This window comes from Pedobacter nutrimenti (genome assembly GCF_032678445.1).
Lineage (GTDB): Bacteria > Bacteroidota > Bacteroidia > Sphingobacteriales > Sphingobacteriaceae > Pedobacter > Pedobacter nutrimenti_A.
Map to the genome: position 1 here is coordinate 482,259 of NZ_JAVTSQ010000002.1, position 17,866 is coordinate 500,124.

Genomic DNA, 17,866 nt, shown 5'->3' on the forward strand with positions numbered 1-17,866 from the left:
TCGTTAAAAATATAAATTGAGCACACTAATTGCAGCAGAAGGCCTGGGTCATGCGTATCATGATGAATGGCTGTTTAAAAATCTAACCCTTGGCATCCAGACCGGACAGCGTGTAGCGCTGGTAGGTATCAACGGAGCAGGGAAGAGTACGTTATTGAAATTACTTGCGGAGCGTTTCAACCCGCTGGAAGGTAAGATCGTGAAGAATAAATCGGTTAAGATTGGATTTCTGGACCAGGAACCATCTTTTCCGGATGGCTACAGCATCAGTGACTTCATTTTCTCCCTGGAGAATAAACAGCAACAGCTGATTAAAGAATATGAAGAACTGATCGAAGATCCCAATCCTGACGAGAAAAAACTGAACCGCTTATACGAAGAACTCAGCGAGCATAATGCCTGGGAATATGAGCATGAGATCAAAACCATCCTGAGCAGAATGGGCATTAACCATTTGCAGCAAAAGATCTCTACCCTTTCAGGAGGACAAAAAAAACGTCTTGCTTTGGCCAAGCTACTGATCGAGGATCCGGAGATCTATGTACTGGATGAGCCTACCAATCATTTGGACATTGATACCATTGAATGGCTTGAAAAGTTGCTGACTTCCGGCAATAAAACTATACTTTTAGTTACACACGACAGGTATTTTCTGGACAATGTTTGTAACACGATCGTAGAACTCGACAGAGGTAAAATATACAATTACAACGGGAATTATGCCTATTTCCTGGAGAAGAAATCAGAACGGGAAGCCGCAGATGAAAGTACCTTCCAGAAAAACAAGAACCTGTTGAAAAAGGAATTGGAATGGATGCGCCGTATGCCACAGGCCCGGACTACAAAATCACAGTCCAGAATAGACGCATTTTACGACCTGGAGAACAAAACAAAACAAAGATCTGATAATCAAACAGTTACCTTGAATGTAAAAATGTCCCGCCAGGGCAATAAAATATTAGAGTTGCACCACATCGGACAATCCTTTGACGAGAAGAAAATTATTAATGATTTTAGCTATACATTTAAGAAAGCAGACCGTATTGGACTGGCAGGAAAAAATGGAACAGGTAAGTCTACTTTTCTAAATATCATCACTGGAAACTTGTCTCCGGAACGAGGTACCGCCGACACTGGAGATACTACAGTTTATGGATATTATAAACAAGGTGGTCTCGCATTTAATGAAAAAGAGCGTGTTATTGATATTGTAAAATCTGATGCAGAATATATCAAAATGGCAGATGGATCCACCATCTCCGCTTCGCAGTTACTGACCTTATTTTTGTTCCCTCCAAAGAAGCAACATGGGATGGTAGAAAAATTAAGCGGTGGTGAAAAGAAGCGTTTGCACCTGATGAAAGTCCTGATGCAGAATCCTAATTTCCTTATCCTGGATGAGCCAACAAATGACCTGGATATTGATACCCTAAATGTATTGGAGGAGTTTCTGGAAAACTTCCCTGGCGTTTTAATTCTGGTTTCTCACGACAGGTATTTACTGGATAAAATGAGCGAGCAATTGTTCATCATGGAGGGCAATGGAGAAGTAACGATTTATAATGGTAATTATTCTGAGTACAGGATTAGTTTAGAAGCTGAAAAGACGAAAGAGACTAAACCATCTAAAAAAGTGGAAGTAGAAAACTCCCCTGCCTCTGTGGTAAAAAAGTTAAGTTATAAAGAGCAGAAAGAACTGGACGATTCAGAATCCCAAATCGCCAAACTTGAAAATAAGATTTCAGAACTGACCTCTTCCCTACTTTCTATAGAGAGCACAGATTACATCCAGATACAGGAAGTGACCAATAAAATAGAGCGTATTCAAAGTGAGCTGGATCAAGTTACGGAACGTTGGTTGGAATTATCTGAAAAAATAAATTAAAGATGAAACCCTCTGATCTAGTTGCAACAATCGGTGTAGGCCTTTTACTAGTTGCCTTCTTTTTACAAGCTTTGAAATTAATCAAAGCCGAAGATCCGATTTATGCCATATTGAATTTGTTTGGTGCTGCGATTGCAGGATATTCTTCCTGGATGATCAGCTTCATTCCTTTCGTTATATTAGAGACAGTATGGGTATTTGTGGCTATTTTCAGCCTTTTTAAGAATTTTAAAAGTAAACGTTCCACGTGAAACCTAAGTACTCTTGTTCGCAATTACAGGAGGCTTGTTCCACGTGGAACATTAATAAAAAAGAGCAATGTTTAAAGAATATGATGTCATTGTTGTAGGTGCCGGCCATGCAGGTTGTGAGGCAGCTGCAGCTGCAGCAAATCTCGGATCCTCCGTTCTATTGATTACCATGAACATGGAAACGATCGCGCAGATGAGCTGTAATCCTGCTATGGGCGGTGTGGCCAAGGGACAAATCGTTAGAGAAATTGACGCGATGGGTGGCTACTCAGGCATCATCGCAGATAAAACAACCCTCCAATTCAGAATGTTGAATCTTTCAAAAGGCCCGGCTATGTGGAGTCCAAGAGCACAAAACGACAGAAAGAGATTTGCTGAAGAATGGCGCCTGGCCCTTGAACGCACACCAAATGTAGACTTCTGGCAGGACATGGTCAGCAGCCTTATTATAAAGAACGATCGCGTAATTGGGGTAAAAACTTCTATAGGCGTGGAAATCAAATCTAAATCTGTTGTACTCACAAACGGTACATTTCTCAATGGATTAATTCATATTGGAGAAAAGAAATTTGGTGGTGGACGTACAGGAGAAAAAGCAGCTACCGGAATTACCGAACAACTCAAAGAACTCGGATTCGAAGCAGGAAGAATGAAGACAGGAACCCCACCCCGTGTAGATGGGAGGTCCCTAAATTATTCCCTGATGGAAGAACAATGGGGTGATGAAAATCCAGGTAGATTTTCTTATACCAATGTAGCACTTCCTACAGAACAACGTTGCTGCTGGATCACCTATACCAACGCCAATGTACACGAAACTTTAAAAGAAGGTTTTGAGAAATCACCCATGTTTACCGGAAGGATCAAAGGCCTTGGACCAAGGTATTGTCCTTCTATAGAAGACAAAATTAACCGGTTTGCAGAACGGGAAAGACACCAGATATTTGTAGAACCTGAAGGTTGGAATACTTGCGAAATTTATGTGAATGGATTTTCCACCTCCCTCCCCGAAGACGTGCAATATCGTGCTTTGATTCAAATCCCAGGTTTTGAAAATGCTAAAATGTTTCGCCCGGGTTATGCCATAGAATACGATTATTTTCCACCTACCCAACTCACTTTGACGCTGGAAACAAAGAAAATAAGCCATTTATTCTTTGCAGGGCAGATCAACGGAACTACAGGCTACGAAGAAGCTGCAAGTCAGGGATTTATCGCTGGAATTAATGCGCATCAGAAAGTACACGATAAACAGGAACTGATTATGAAAAGATCAGAGTCCTATATAGGTGTATTAATTGATGACCTGGTAACCAAAGGAACAGATGAGCCATACCGGATGTTTACCTCCAGAGCTGAACACCGGTTGCTGCTGAGACAAGACAACGCAGATATTCGCCTGTCCCCTATTGGTCATCAGCTGGGACTCATCAGCGATGAACGCCTCGACCTGGTGAAACAAAAGATAGCCAATTCAGATGCCATTGTTGCCTTTTCAAAAAAAGAAGGTATTGACATGCTGGCCGCAAACGACATGCTGGAAAAACTAGGTACCAGTGCACTTACTCAAAATGTGAAACTGTTTAGCATATTAAGCCGTCCTCAGGTGGGCATAGAAGACCTTCGTCAGGTTAGCCCGGCATTTAATGAACTACTCAATAAATACGATAAGGAGACAGTGGAACAAGCAGAGATCAAAATTAAATACGAGAGCTATTTTGAGAAAGAGCAGGAAATCGTCAACAAAATGCAGAAGATGGAAGATAAAGACATCAATCCTGATTTTGACTATTCTCAACTGATTTCCCTGTCTAAAGAGGCAAGAGAGAAATTGTTGAAGATCAAACCGAGAACTTTAGGTCAGGCTTCAAGAATTTCAGGTGTCTCGCCCTCCGATATCTCCGTTTTAATGGTACATATCAGTAAATAAAACACAATTAATTGATAATCAATGAATTAAAGCACAAAACATCGCTTCGAAATCAGACTTATTTTAAAGCGATATAAAGCACTTTTTAATTTTTTTAATATAAGTAGTTTAAACACGAATAAAATCACTCAGAGCTCATTAAAATGGCAAAATCAGGCATTAATAGAATTTTAATCATCTTTTGTTCTATCCTAATGGGAATTTCCCTTTTTTATGGCTGCGGGACACCTGGCCAGCTCACCGGAGGGCCAAAAGATACCAAGCCACCGAAGGTTTTGAAAATGGAACCAAAAGATCTGTCTACTAATTTTCGGGCTAAAAAAATAGTGATTCAGTTCGATGAATATTTTAAGATCAATAATCAGCAAAAGGAATTTTCAATTTCACCTGAACTGGAAAGACAACCTGAACTAAAAGTAAAGAAGAAATTTCTTGAAATCAATTTCATGGACAGTCTGGAAAAGAATACCACTTATACTTTAAACTTCGGTAAATCCATTGGCGATATCAACGAAGGAAACGTGATCAAGAATTTCACCTATGTATTTTCGACCGGTCCTACCCTGGACTCTTTAAGTATAAAGGGAAAAGTCATAAATTCCCTGACGCAGCTTCCGGAAATAGAAGCCGTAGTTATGCTTTTCCCTTTGGAAAGAGACAGCTTATTTGGTAAAAAACGTCCATCTATTTATACCACAACAGACAGCAGCGGAAACTACAAACTGAGTAATCTAAGAAAAGGTGACTATAAAATCTACACGGTTAAGGATAAAAACAGTGATAAAATTTACCAGCAAAGCTCTGATGAAGTTGGATTTTTAAAAGAGCCAATACATTTAAAAGCCAATACGAACGACGTTAATATGGTGATGTTTAAAGAGGATGCTGCAGTATTCAGGATCATTGATCGTAAACTCAACCCCGACGGGAGTATATTTATGGACTTTAACCAGAAACTCTCCAAACCAGAACTTACAGTTACCGAACCTTCGGCCCTGGATGCGGGTAAACTTGTTAAATTCAATGCCACGAAAGACTCCGTGAAGCTCTGGTTAAAAGATATGAACTTTGATTCCGTAAAAGTAAGTGTAACTGATGCAGGAAAATTGCTTCAGACGGCAAAACTGACACGGGGTAAAAAAGATACTTATACGCGTACGCTAACCGCTACAGACAATCTGGAGGGCAATTTACTTAATCCCAACAGGCCCCTTCGTTTAAGCTTTACACTGCCCGTAGAAGGTGTTGATCTGTCTAAAATAACCCTAATGGAAGACTCTGTTATAAAGAAAGGGATAACCATAGTTAAAGACAGTACAGACCTGCTCTCCTACCTGGTTAAATACCCATGGGTAGCCAAAAGCATTTATGAAATCAAGTTTGGAGCGGGTGCCTTCACAGCTATATTTAAAGCTACAAATAAAGAATTCAGTAAGAAATTTGAGTTGGCAAACAAGGATAATTATGGCACATTACAACTCAAAGTAGCTGTTACTGAAAAAGATAAGCAGTATATCCTACAGGTATTGGATGAAAAGAAATTCATTGTCAATACCAATACTTTCCAGGGGGATACGGTACTAAAATTTGCCAATTACCGGGCAGGAAAGTATTTCGTGAGGATTATTTACGACGCTAATAAAAACGGTCTCTGGGATACCGGAAAGATAGCCAAAGGTATTCAACCTGAAAAGGTTTACAATGAGCCAAAAGAGCTCTCCATAAAGGCCAATTGGGATAGAAATGAAACCATCACTATCCCAAAAGAACCCTCCTCTTAATTTACCTGAACCAATCAGAGTATAGAATATAATTGTCAGGAAGTTTATTTAATAAAGCCCGTTGCTGTTCAGTAATGGGCTTTAATTTTTTAGCTGGTGTCCCACCATAAATATATCCGCTTTCACAATAAGTATTTTCCAGCACCACAGATCCAGCGGCGATGATACAATACTCCTCAACAACCGCATGATCCATTACAACTGCCCCCATCCCAATCAGCACATGATCTTTAATCAAACAGCCATGCACAATAGCATTATGCCCAACAGAAACCCGGTTTCCAATTGTTGTGGACGCCTTTAAATAGGTTGCATGGATGACTGCGCCATCCTGTATATTGGTTTCGTTACCGATACTTATACGATTAACATCACCTCTGATCACCGCATTGAACCATACAGAGCAGTTATTTCCTATGCTCACCTCTCCTACTATTGTGGCATTTGGTGCAATAAAACAATTGTCTCCCCAATCGGGAGATTTCCCTTTCACTGGTAATATTACTGGCATAATCCTTCGTTTAAAATATGGTATCTGTTAGTGTTTCTGCATGTTTTGGATAATCTGTTGTATAATGCAAACCTCTGCTTTCCTTTCTCGCCATTGCTGATTTTATAACAATATAGGCCACTTGTATCACATTTCTGAGTTCACATAATTTAACTGAAACTTTATTCTTTTTATAGAATTCTTCAGTCTCTTCGAATAAAAGGTACAGCCTTCTCATGGCCCTGTCCAGTCTGAAATCGGAACGAACAATGCCAACATAATCACTCATCAGCTTTTGCATTTCTCTTAAATTATGAGTCACCAGGATGTCCTCATTCGATTGCGTAACACCGAATTCATTCCAATCCGGAATATGATCTGGCATTACAGCTGTTTTAAAACGTTCAACGGCATCCAGATAAATCCGGTGGGCAAAGACCGGCGCTTCCAGTAAAGAATTGGAAGCTAAGCGATTTGCACCGTGCAGTCCTGTAGAGGAACATTCTCCGCAAGCATACAGATTCTGTATAGAAGATCTTCCAAATTCATCAACCAAAATACCTCCACACATATAATGTGCAGCTGGTGTAACGGGTATCAGATCCTTAGTCATGTCTATCCCGATAGACAAACACTTGGCATAAATATTAGGAAAATGATTTAAAATATCCTGCTTTTTTCGATTCGTAATGTCGAGATAAACGAAGTCTTCACCTGACTTTTTCATCTCAGAATCTATGGCTCTCGCCACAATATCTCTTGGTGCCAGAGAACCGCGTGCATCATATTCATACATGAATTCATCTCCGTTCTTTCTTCTGAGCACGCCGCCAAAACCACGAACTGCCTCAGAAATTAAAAAAGCAGGATACTCACCCGGATGGTAAAGTGCCGTGGGATGAAACTGGATAAACTCCATATTTCTCAACTTTCCCTTAGCACGATAAACCATCGCCATTCCATCGCCGGTAGCAATAACCGGATTTGTTGTACTCGAATAGATATGTCCTGCACCACCCGATGCCATGATAGTCACAGAAGCTAAGATTTTCTCCACATCGTTACGCTCTGTGTTAAAGGCATATACACCAAAACAGTGGATATCTTTAGTACTCTTGTCAACAAATTCACCAAGGTGGTGTTGAGTTATCAACTCCAGACAGAAGTAATGTGTTAATATCTCTATGTTTTCGTTCTCATGAATCTGCTTGAGCAAAACACTCTCAATTTCGTAACCCGTCACATCTTTATAATGCAAAACGCGGTGCTCCGAATGACCACCTTCCTTGGCCAGATCGTAAACGCCTTTCGGATCCTTATCAAAATTGATTCCATAATCAATAATCTCCTGAATACGCTGAGGCCCTTCTTTTACGACGATTTCCACTACCTTTTCATCGCATAATCCATCTCCTGCAATTAAAGTATCTTCAATATGTTTGTCAAATGAATCATCTTTATCAACTACAACTGCTACCCCACCCTGGGCATATTTTGTATTGGATTCATCTTCATTTGACTTGGTAATAATTAAAACTTTCCCGTGCCGGGCAGCTTTTAAAGCAAAGCTCAAACCCGCAATACCCGAGCCTATGACTAAAAAATCGACTTTTTTCATTGATTTAGGCTAATTTCCACCACTTTGTTAACAACGTTGGCAGAACTGTTAATTTCTTGTATAAATAAATAGAACAAATATTTTTGAATGTTTAAAGCTAAGGTAAAAACAGATTTTGACACAATATTTTCAGTTATTTTTAACCAGCATTCCCAGGGTTATTCACTTTTTATCCTCAGTCAAAAAATTCACATACTGGTATTGATAAGTTTTTAGAATAAATAATATCTAATTGTTAATCAGCTGATATTTATAAAAAAAAAGCAGATCATTTGTGGATAACTATAGAACAAGTTATATAATTGCATAGAAATTCCGAAATTACCAACAATACCAACACACTAATAAACAATAGAAAATGATTTTATATTAAATAATTATAATTTATTGAAGTGTGGAAACCTCGTACCTTTACAAAAGTTTTAGGACGGATAAATTTTAAAAAGCAGAAAAAGGAAAAAATTTAGAGTCAGAGTCCCTGAGAATTTGTTATACGACAGGAAGGTCAGTCAATTTTTAAATATCGCATTCTAAAGCGCTCAAATTTAGAATAGGAAGTTTGCTGAAAAAAAAGGACTCTTTTTTTTGACAATAGAGCTCCTGAGAGTTTGTTATAAGATAAAAGGAAAAATTAATTTTTAAATATCACATTCTAAAGCGGTCAGATTAAGATTGGGTATATTTGGTTCCGTTAAAAAATATAAAAACAGAGGCGCTGACATTTAGATATAGCTCTGGTACAGGGCATCAGCTTGTGAATATCGCAATCTAAGAGGCATTATACAGCGGATACTGCTGATTATTAAATAATTATAAAGAAAATATATATTTTAAAATAAATAAATTATACTTTAATGAAAACGGATGTCCTAGAGGAATTAAATATCAAAGGATTTGTAGATGAAGCAATTGACCCGACTCTGGATCTTTTTGAAGAAATTGAAAAACTGAAAAAGGAAAAGAATGCTATAGTATTGGCTCATTATTATCAAGAAGCTGATATACAGGATGTTGCTGATTATATTGGTGATAGTTTGGGCTTGTCACAGGAAGCTGCTAAAACAAAAGCCGACGTTATCGTGTTTGCCGGAGTGCATTTTATGGCAGAAACTGCAAAAATATTATCTCCTGAAAAAAAGGTTTTGCTGCCCGATTTAAAAGCGGGCTGTTCACTGGCCGATAGTTGCCCACCACATTTATTTAAAAAATTTAAGGAAAAATATCCAGACCATTTGGTGATCACCTATGTAAATTGTACTGCGGAATTAAAAGCATTAAGTGATATTGTATGTACTTCAACCAATGCGGTACAAATTGTAGAGAGTTTGCCAAAAGATCAGAAAATTATTTTTGGACCGGATAAAAATCTTGGAGCATGGGTTGCTAAAAAAACCGGAAGAGATTTGGTTTTATGGAACGGCGCCTGCATGGTTCATGAAATTTTTTCCAGGGAAAAGATTACCAAACTAAAAGAAAGACATCCCAATGCAAAATTCATTGCGCACCCCGAATGTGAAGAAGCGGTTTTGCAAATGGCTGATTATATTGGTTCTACAACAGGATTGTTAAAATATTCCATCAATAGCGATGCACAAGAGTTTATTGTGGCTACCGAAAGTGGGATTATTCACCAAATGGAAAAGGCAAGTCCGGGAAAAACTTTCATTCCAGCTCCTCCAACCAACAGTTGTGCTTGCAACGATTGTGCTTATATGAAGAGAAATACGCTTGAAAAATTGTATTTGTGTATGAAAAATGGTCTTCCGGAAGTTACTGTTCCCGCAAATATTATTGTGGAAGCAAGGAAACCGATCGAAAGAATGCTGGAGATATCAGCTAGTTTAGGCTTATAAATTAGAACCAGATGCTGTTGATTTTCGAAAAATAGACGATGAAATCAATGTGGATAACCTGTTAATTGACTATATAACAATAAGATAATGTTTGAAAATAAAGAACGTACAGACCTTGCAGAATTAGGAGAATTTGGGCTGATCAAACACCTGACGGATCATTTTAAGATCCAGCATGAGAGCAGTGTAAAAGGGATTGGAGACGATGCAGCTGTACTGAGTTTTGGAGACAAGCAGACCTTAGTTTCTACGGATCTGCTGCTGGAAGGTGTACATTTTGATTTGGCTTATGTACCCCTTATGCATCTGGGTTACAAGGCTGTACAGGTTAATTTAAGTGATATTTATGCCATGAACGGCATAGCAAGACAAATTACCTTTTCCATTGGTTTGTCCAGTAAATTTCCGCTGGAAGCTGTAGAAGAGATTTATAAAGGGGTGGAGCTGGCCTGTAATAAATTCAATATTGATTTAATAGGAGGGGATACCTCTTCGAGTAAACAGGGTTTGGTGATTAGTGTAACTAGTATTGGCTATGCAGACCAGCAGGATATCTGTTACCGGAATGGCGCTGGTGAAGGCGACCTGCTTTGTGTGAGCGGTGATCTTGGAGGTGCCTATGTAGGTCTGCAAATCCTGGAGAGGGAAAAGCAGATTTTCCTGGAAAACCCTAATATTCAGCCTGATCTGGAAGGAAAGGATTATATCATTGAGCGTCAGCTTAAACCTGAAGGCCGTAGGGATATTGTTGATCTGCTTTCGCAAATGAAAATAAAACCGACGGCGATGATTGATGTGTCAGATGGTCTGGCATCTGAGATTTTCCACCTGTCTGAACAGTCTGGTGTGGGCTGTACCATTTATGAAGATAAGCTACCTGTTGATCCAATGACCTATGAAACGGCACGTGAACTTGGACTTGACCCTACAGTTTGTGCACTGAACGGCGGGGAAGATTATGAATTGTTATTCACAATTAAACAGGCTGATTATGAGCGTTTAAAGCATGATGTTGACATTACGGTTATAGGTCATATGACGGATAAAAACTCTGGTTGCAAGATGATTTCCAAGTCGAATGTGGTTCATGAACTGAAAGCCCAGGGCTGGAACGCATTTAAATTATAGTTATTCCTCTTCCGTTAAAGCTGGGTCCAAAAATTTAACATCAATCTGCTTATTTGTTTTTGCACCCAGCTTTTTAATTTTCTCAGAAGTACTGGACAGATTTCCAGCCCCTGTGGAGAGTTTACTAATCGCTTTGTCATAGGCATCCTGGCTTTGCCTGATGTTGCGTCCTATGGCCTCCATATCGCTTAAGAATCCAACAAACTTATCGTACATGCTACCACTTAACCTCGCGATTTCTAAAACATTTCTGTTTTGCCGTTCCTGCTTCCATATACTGGCAATGGTGCGGAGGGTGGCCAGCAAGGTAGAAGGGCTCACAATCACAACTTTCCTGTCCCAGGCATAATTGAACAGTTCCGCATCACTTTGTACAGCCAATCCAAAAGAGGATTCTATCGGAATAAAGAGCAGGACAAAATCAGGAGAATTGATTTGGTAAAGGTCCTGGTAGTTCTTTCCTGATAAGCCTTGTATATGGGCTTTAATGGAAAGGATGTGAAGTTTAAGCTGATTTTCGCGTTCTTCTTCACTTTCTGCACTGACAAAGCGTTCGTAAGCGACAAGGGACACTTTTGAATCCACTACGATATGTTTCTCATCAGGAAGATCGATCAGTACATCGGGTTGCAGACGGGTACCTTCTGCACCACTGAGGGAAGTTTGTATACGGTATTCCCTGTCTTTGATCAGTCCTGATCTTTCCAGTACACGTTCTAAGATCACTTCTCCCCAGTTGCCTTGTTTTTTGCTGTCGCCTTTCAGCGCCTTGGTCAGGTTGGTGGCATCTTCCTGTATTTGTTTGCTCTGTACCATGAGCTGTGAAATGACACCTTTAAGGGTATTCCGCTCGTCAGATTCAGTTTTGTAGACCTTGTCTACCTTTTCCTCAAAGGCCTTGATATTTTCGCGTAACGGGCTTAATATGCTGTCGAGGTTGACTTTATTCTGTTCTGTAAATTTAGAAGATTTTTCATCCAGGATTTTATTGGCAATATTTTCAAATTCTAGTTTGAATTTATACTGGAGTTCGGCAATGTATTTTTCCTGTTCAGCTTGTTTGGCCAGCTGACTGTGGAGGTTTTCTTCTGCTTTGATCAGTTTGCCCCGCTCCTGCATAAACAGATTTCTCAGATCATTCAATTCGTCTTCTGTCCTTGTTTTTTCTTCTTTAAGCCAGGCGATCGCTTTCTGATGTTCCGTCTCTTTGAGTTCAAGCAGATGAACGCCACTGCCAGTGTTTTTTTTTGTAAATAAAAAGATCAGGGCACATAAAATAAGCAACAGCAAGGTCAGGATCAGGTATTCCATTTTACTAATATTTTTATCAAAAATGAATATTTTAAAAATGAATAACAAATTAATTAGTAAATAAAGAAGAGACCTGTTATAGGCTTTTGAGGATCAGTTCGGCAGCATCCTGACCGGTTTGACTGCCCATTGCAATCCCCATTCCATTACATCTTACTGCACAAAAAATACCTGGTTTGATTTGCCTGATGATGGAATCAATATGTTTTCCGAAACCCATGATTCCACTCCAGCTGGTCTCAATTTCAAAAGGGATATCCGGTAAAATGGTCTCTTGGAGCAATTGTTCCAATGCCTTGCGAATAATTGGAGTTGTTCCAAATGCTGTTGTTTGTTCTTCTTTAAAAGCCAGGTTGCGCCCGCCACCCAATAAAATACGGTCATCAATATTCCTGAAGTAATAGTAGCCTTTGTCGTAATGGAAAGTACCTTTGATCCTAAGGTTTTTTATGGGCTTGGTGATCAGTACCTGTCCTCTGCCGGGTACAACATCTATTTCTGGCAAAAGTTCATTGATAAAAGCATTATTGGCGAGAAGTACCGACGTACATTTAAAAGGACCATGTGGAGTGGAAAGGATTTGATGTCTTTCTTCTTCGCTTATTTTTTCCACCGCACAGCTGGTGTACAGCACGACACCCAGGCTGCTGGCCAGCTGCAGGAGATGTTTCATCATTTTTCCTGTATCAATCTGTCCCTCAAACTGATTTTCTATCAGTGTTTCAATTCCTTTAAAGCCGAAAGTGTTTACTTTAGCCCCTGCCAGACTAAAACTTTTACCGCCTGGAATGATGTCTTTGATCAGTTGGTTAAAGTGATCAATTTTAGCTACACATGCGGCGGCAAGTTCTTGTTCTGTAGGTTTAAAAAGTTCGAATCCGCCATAGTTTTTATAGGACAGATTCTGATCAGAAACCAGTTTCCGAAGTTTTAAAAGACCTTTCCATCTTTTTTCTATGAGACGGTGAAGTCCGTTGGATCCAATAGATTTTTCCTGTTCGATCAGTTCAGAAATACTTCCGAAACAAGCAAATCCTGCATTTTTTGTACTGGCACCAGAAGGCAAAAATCCGCGTTCAAAGATGGCTACACTTAGATTTTTATATTGTTGTTTTAAAGTAATTGCAGCAGTTAATCCGACGATACCACTGCCTATAATGCCAATGTCAAAAGTAAAGAAACTGGCTTTTTCCCAGTAAGATAAGGTAGTTCCCATAGACTAAATTTATCTAAATTTCAGCAGGTTAAAAAATAAGGGAACGCTTTTTGATTGGAGTGTATATGAAAAACATACCTAAAAAATGGAAACGTATTTAATAGCAATATTAATCATGCTGGTGATCAGTATGTTTGTGCAGTGGATATTTAGAAATAAGTTCTCCAGATATGCTGAAATGCAGTTGAATTCAGGCTTATCAGGAAAAGAGGTAGCAGAGCGGATGTTGAACGATTATGGCATCTATGATGTCAAGGTTATGAGTACAGAAGGACAACTGACCGATCATTATAACCCTGCCGATAAAACGGTGAACCTGAGTACAGATGTATTTCATGGAAGGAGTGTTGCCGCAGCAGCTGTTGCAGCACATGAATGTGGGCATGCAGTACAGCATTCCAGGTCCTATCACTGGTTACAACTGCGATCTAACATGGTTCCTGTAGTAAGCATTTCTTCTAATCTGCTCCAGTGGGTGCTGATCATCGGCATACTGATGATTGGTTTTACAGGAAACCCCTTTGTGCTTGGTATAGGTGTTGCCGGATTATTACTGGTAACCTTGTTTAGTTTTGTAACCTTACCCGTAGAATTTGATGCGAGTAAAAGGGCATTACTGTGGTTGAAGACCAATCAGCATATTATGAATACTAAAGATGAAAATGTACAAGCCAAGGATGCGCTTTGGTGGGCAGCGATGACCTATGTGGTGGCTGCACTTGGTGCACTGGCCAATTTGATCTATTATGCTTCTATGCTCTTTGGAAGAAACCGTAATTAATTTAAACGGTAAGGAGCAATCAGTTCGAATTGTGGAATGTCAACAATAAACTCTGTTTCTACAGCCACTCTGGACATAAAGTAATGTCCCCTCATGCTGCCTATTTCTGTTGATAACTGGCATCCTGAAACGTAAGAATGGTGATTTCCAGGTTCAATAATGGGTTGCAAGCCAACTACACCTTCGCCTTCTACTTCTCTTTCCGTTCCATTGGAATCAAAAATGAACCATTGGCGTCTTTTCAATTGTATGGTATAATCCGACATGTTTTCAATTTCAATACGATACGCAAACATGAACTGGTCATTGGAAGGATTGGAATATTCTTCCTGGTACATGGTTTCTACGGAAATTTTTACACCCTCTGTTATTGCTGTGACCATTTTACTGCTATTTTTACTAAATTATTTCAAAAATCAAGCCATTTCATTCAGGGGCTGAACATTATGATATTTGTCTGCCACTTCGTCCAAAATACTGTGGATGGTTTCTATATTTTCTTCTTTTACCAATTGCATTCTATACCCTTTAAAGTCTGGCAAACCTTTAAAATAGTTGGCATAATGGCGCCTCATTTCAAAAATACCCACTTTTGGACCTTTCCAGGCCAGCGATTTTTCAAAATGTGTTCTACACACAGATACACGCTCTTCTACGGTTGGACCAGGAAGAATTTCCCCGGTATTGAAAAAATGTCTGATCTCCCTGAAGATCCATGGATAACCAATGGCTGCCCTTCCGATCATAATACCATCTACTTCAAATTCCAGTCTCCAGTCTGCTGCTTTGCGGATGCTGTCTACGTCACCGTTTCCAAAAATGGGAATTTTGATCCGTGGATTTCTTTTGATTTCCCGGATCAACGTCCAGTCGGCCTCTCCTTTGTACAATTGTGCCCTGGTCCTTCCATGAATGGTTAGGGCCTGAATACCGATGTCCTGCAGGCGTTCAGCTACTTCTTCTACATTTTTAGTGGTATCGTCCCAACCCAGCCTGGTTTTAACGGTAACGGGCAAGTGTGTTGCTTTGACCACGGCTTCTGTCATCTTAACCATTTTATCAATGTCCTGGAGTAATGCTGATCCTGCACCGCGACAGGCTACATTTTTTACAGGACAACCATAATTGATGTCCATCAAGTCTGGTTTGGCCATCGTTGCGATTTCAGTGGCTTCACGCATATGATCAATTTCACTGCCGAAAATCTGGATGCCTATTGGCCTTTCGTATTCGAAAATATCCAGTTTTGCCCTGCTTTTGGCGGCATCCCGGATCAGTCCTTCAGAAGAAATAAATTCAGTGTACATCATATCCACCCCGCTTTGTTTACATACAAAACGAAAAGGAGGATCGCTTACATCTTCCATCGGTGCAAGCAATAAAGGGAAGTCTCCCAAATCTATATTTCCTATCTTTACAGACATTTTTCTATCTTCAAACCAAAATTAAAAAGACAAAGGTACAAATAATCCAAATAATGAATTTTCCGCCTAATGTAAAACCTGAAAAAAGTGCTTATGTACAGCTGCTTGCGTTGGCAGGTTATGCCCTTGCCGGGGTTTTTGTTTTTACGGCGCTGGGTTTTGCGATTCTCTTTTTGATGTATGGATCGAAGGTTTTTGAGCCAAATGCTTTAATGGGAGGAAACCCTGAATATTTAAATGGCTTAAAAATCATTCAGATTTGCACTTCAATTGGTTTGTTTCTTGCTCCCCCACTCCTTTTGGCTTTTGAGAACGGCAGAAAGATTAAAGATTTTTATGGTTTTGGAAAACCAAAGCTGGAATGGATTTTTCTCGTTTTTTTAATTATGATATGTTCCATGCCCTTTATGGAATGGACAGCCCTGATCAATCAGAAAATGGTATTGCCTGATTTTTTGAAACCCTTGGACACCTTGATTCGGGAAAAGGAAGAAGAGGCAATGAGGATGACGATGATCCTGCTTAAGATCAATACAACCTGGGATTTCCTGGTGAATCTTTTTATGATTGCACTGTTGCCTGCGGTTGCAGAAGAATTGATGTTCAGAGGTGGTGTGCAGAGAGGTTTGAACAGAATGTTTAACAATCCCCATGTAGCCATATGGTTTGCTGCTTTTATTTTTAGCGCTATACATATGCAGTTTTTTGGGTTTTTACCCAGATTGTTATTAGGGGCTGGATTTGGGTATATCTATTATTGGAGCGGGAGTTTATGGTATGCGATGCTGGGGCACTTTATAAACAATGGCTATGCCGTTTGTGTGGCCTGGTACCTCCAAATTAAACATTTACCGCTGGATGACACCGATAATACTTTTCATTTTAAATGGTATGGTTATATATTGAGTTTATTGGTCACTATAGCCTTGTTTATATATTTTAAAAAAAGAACAACTCATGGAAGACAATTGGGTTAAGGTATTTACCACGAGTAATGCCTATAGTGCAGAAATCCTGAAACAGGGATTAATAGAAAATGAGATACCGGCTGTGGTACTAAACAAACAGGATTCCTCTTACGGGACTTTTGGGGTGCTCACCGTGATGGTGAATGCGGAAGATGAAGAAAAGGCGAAGGTGTATATTGAGCAAAACGAATTATGAAAACAAGGGCAATAACCGCTTTTTTCTTTACCATAGTCATGCTCGGATCTATATTCCTGGGTGCATATACTTTTAGTGTCTTTTATTTACTGCTGAGTTTAATGGCCTTGTCAGAATTTTACAAACTGATCAGGAATTCTGGCATCAAACCCCATACAGGCATTGGTCTGCTCAGCGGTGGGATTATTTTCCTCTCACTGGCCTCTTGCTATTTTCTAAAGTTTGAAGCCCGGTACTTGCTCTTGCTGATTCCTTTATTGGTTTCGGTGTTTATTGCGGAACTGTATAGAAAGGAAAAGGCCCCTTTTTCTGACATCTCCTACACTTTTGTGGGTTTGATATATACAACCATTCCTTTTTGCTTTTTCTATGCCCTGGGCTTTTCTTTTAGCGGGAATGTATATAATTATCATTTGCCATTGGCCTTCTTACTGATGCTCTGGGCAAGTGATACCGGTGCTTATCTGTTTGGAAGGAAACTGGGTAAACATAAATTATTTGAACGTCACTCCCCTAAAAAGACCTGGGAAGGCTTTTTAGGAGGGGTATTGACCAGTGTATTGGTTGCTTTAGCGGTTTCCTTTTATTTCAAAGAGATTGCTGCTCCGGTTTGGGTAGGAATGGCGGTACTGGTGGTTTCCTTTGGTACTTTGGGTGACCTGGTCGAATCTATGTTGAAAAGAAGTCTGGATGTAAAAGATTCAGGTACACTGTTGCCAGGTCATGGGGGCGTTTTGGATCGCTTTGATGGGCTTTTAATTGCTGCACCGATTGTTTTTACGTATCTGTATCTCGTCTTGAACTAATATCTTCTTCCTTCCCTTAGCGGCTTTAAAAGATATTCCAGACCGTTGAGTTTAATTTCATAGAGCGTTCCGAGGAGCTGGCCCAGCTTGCCGGGTGGGTAACCCTCATTCTGGAACCAGATCAGATAGGACTCTGGCAAATCGCACAGGATACGGCCCTTGTATTTACCAAAAGGCATTTGCATGGTCACCAGGTCTTTTAAAAGTTGTGGATTCATAAAGGTATAA

Annotated in this window: 17 protein-coding genes; 10 read left to right on the forward strand and 7 right to left on the reverse strand. The window is 39.7% G+C overall.

What is annotated here, in order from left to right; genetic code table 11:
* Nucleotides 1-16 precede the first annotated feature (16 nt).
* The 4 genes from R2S08_RS04855 (at nt 17) to R2S08_RS04870 (ending at nt 5,847) form a co-directional block, all read left to right on the forward strand.
* Nucleotides 17-1,885 carry an ABC-F family ATP-binding cassette domain-containing protein gene (locus R2S08_RS04855; protein WP_316834078.1) on the forward strand — a complete coding sequence of 623 codons (1,869 nt, stop codon included), beginning with the start codon at nt 17-19 and terminating at the stop codon, nt 1,883-1,885.
* 2 nt (nt 1,886-1,887) lie between these two features.
* Nucleotides 1,888-2,136, forward strand: coding sequence for a CBU_0592 family membrane protein (locus tag R2S08_RS04860; RefSeq protein WP_316834079.1), 249 nt, complete (start codon nt 1,888-1,890; stop codon nt 2,134-2,136).
* 67 nt (nt 2,137-2,203) lie between these two features.
* Nucleotides 2,204-4,066, forward strand: coding sequence for a tRNA uridine-5-carboxymethylaminomethyl(34) synthesis enzyme MnmG (gene mnmG, locus R2S08_RS04865; RefSeq protein ID WP_316834080.1), 1,863 nt, complete (start codon nt 2,204-2,206; stop codon nt 4,064-4,066).
* Between the two features lie 194 nt (nt 4,067-4,260).
* Nucleotides 4,261-5,847, forward strand: a complete 1,587-nt coding sequence (locus R2S08_RS04870) for an Ig-like domain-containing protein (protein ID WP_316834081.1) — start codon at nt 4,261-4,263, stop codon at nt 5,845-5,847.
* Between the two features lies 1 nt (nt 5,848).
* On the opposite strand, the gene R2S08_RS04875 is transcribed toward R2S08_RS04870, so the two are convergent.
* Both R2S08_RS04875 and nadB read right to left on the reverse strand, forming a co-directional pair.
* On the reverse strand, nt 5,849-6,358 hold the full coding sequence (locus tag R2S08_RS04875; RefSeq protein WP_316834082.1) for a gamma carbonic anhydrase family protein: 510 nt from the start codon (nt 6,356-6,358) through the stop codon (nt 5,849-5,851).
* A 10-nt stretch (nt 6,359-6,368) separates the two neighbouring features.
* Nucleotides 6,369-7,955 carry an L-aspartate oxidase gene (nadB, locus tag R2S08_RS04880; RefSeq protein ID WP_316834083.1) on the reverse strand — a complete coding sequence of 529 codons (1,587 nt, stop codon included), beginning with the start codon at nt 7,953-7,955 and terminating at the stop codon, nt 6,369-6,371.
* An 854-nt stretch (nt 7,956-8,809) separates the two neighbouring features.
* Between nadB and nadA the strand changes: the two genes are divergently transcribed.
* On the forward strand, nt 8,810-9,808 hold the full coding sequence (gene nadA / locus R2S08_RS04885) for a quinolinate synthase NadA (RefSeq protein WP_316834084.1): 999 nt from the start codon (nt 8,810-8,812) through the stop codon (nt 9,806-9,808).
* An 87-nt stretch (nt 9,809-9,895) separates the two neighbouring features.
* On the forward strand, nt 9,896-10,936 hold the full coding sequence (gene thiL, locus R2S08_RS04890; protein WP_316834085.1) for a thiamine-phosphate kinase: 1,041 nt from the start codon (nt 9,896-9,898) through the stop codon (nt 10,934-10,936).
* Here the strand turns inward: thiL and R2S08_RS04895 are convergent, their stop codons facing one another.
* Together R2S08_RS04895 and R2S08_RS04900 are read right to left on the reverse strand one after the other, a co-directional pair.
* The gene (locus tag R2S08_RS04895; protein ID WP_316834086.1) at nt 10,937-12,247 is read right to left on the reverse strand and encodes a DNA recombination protein RmuC; all 1,311 of its coding nucleotides are present in this window, start codon (nt 12,245-12,247) and stop codon (nt 10,937-10,939) included.
* A gap of 76 nt (nt 12,248-12,323) precedes the next feature.
* The gene (locus tag R2S08_RS04900) at nt 12,324-13,463 is read right to left on the reverse strand and encodes an FAD-dependent oxidoreductase (RefSeq protein WP_316834087.1); all 1,140 of its coding nucleotides are present in this window, start codon (nt 13,461-13,463) and stop codon (nt 12,324-12,326) included.
* Nucleotides 13,464-13,548: 85 nt separating this feature from the next.
* On the opposite strand from R2S08_RS04900, the gene R2S08_RS04905 reads away from it, so the two are divergent.
* Complete coding sequence (locus R2S08_RS04905; RefSeq protein WP_316834088.1) at nt 13,549-14,244, forward strand: zinc metallopeptidase; 696 nt, start codon at nt 13,549-13,551, stop codon at nt 14,242-14,244.
* Here R2S08_RS04905 and apaG read toward each other — a convergent pair.
* Entirely contained in the window at nt 14,241-14,627 is a 387-nt protein-coding gene (gene apaG / locus R2S08_RS04910; RefSeq protein WP_316834089.1) for a Co2+/Mg2+ efflux protein ApaG, read from the reverse strand. The genes R2S08_RS04905 and apaG overlap by 4 nt on opposite strands.
* Before the next feature lie 33 nt (nt 14,628-14,660).
* Nucleotides 14,661-15,668 (reverse strand): tRNA dihydrouridine synthase DusB, encoded by a 1,008-nt coding sequence (gene dusB, locus R2S08_RS04915; RefSeq protein WP_316834090.1) that lies wholly within the window; start codon nt 15,666-15,668, stop codon nt 14,661-14,663.
* A gap of 53 nt (nt 15,669-15,721) precedes the next feature.
* On the opposite strand from dusB, the gene R2S08_RS04920 reads away from it, so the two are divergent.
* The 3 genes from R2S08_RS04920 to R2S08_RS04930 are packed head-to-tail and all read left to right on the forward strand — an operon-like array spanning nt 15,722 to nt 17,638.
* Complete coding sequence (locus R2S08_RS04920) at nt 15,722-16,645, forward strand: CPBP family intramembrane glutamic endopeptidase (RefSeq protein ID WP_316834091.1); 924 nt, start codon at nt 15,722-15,724, stop codon at nt 16,643-16,645.
* Entirely contained in the window at nt 16,626-16,832 is a 207-nt protein-coding gene (locus R2S08_RS04925) for a DUF2007 domain-containing protein (RefSeq protein ID WP_316834092.1), read from the forward strand. Before R2S08_RS04920 ends, R2S08_RS04925 begins: the two co-directional genes overlap by 20 nt.
* On the forward strand, nt 16,829-17,638 hold the full coding sequence (locus R2S08_RS04930; RefSeq protein WP_316834093.1) for a phosphatidate cytidylyltransferase: 810 nt from the start codon (nt 16,829-16,831) through the stop codon (nt 17,636-17,638). Before R2S08_RS04925 ends, R2S08_RS04930 begins: the two co-directional genes overlap by 4 nt.
* On the opposite strand, the gene R2S08_RS04935 is transcribed toward R2S08_RS04930, so the two are convergent.
* Complete coding sequence (locus R2S08_RS04935) at nt 17,635-17,856, reverse strand: DUF3820 family protein (RefSeq protein WP_316834094.1); 222 nt, start codon at nt 17,854-17,856, stop codon at nt 17,635-17,637. The genes R2S08_RS04930 and R2S08_RS04935 overlap by 4 nt on opposite strands.
* Between the last annotated feature and the right edge of the window lie 10 nt (nt 17,857-17,866).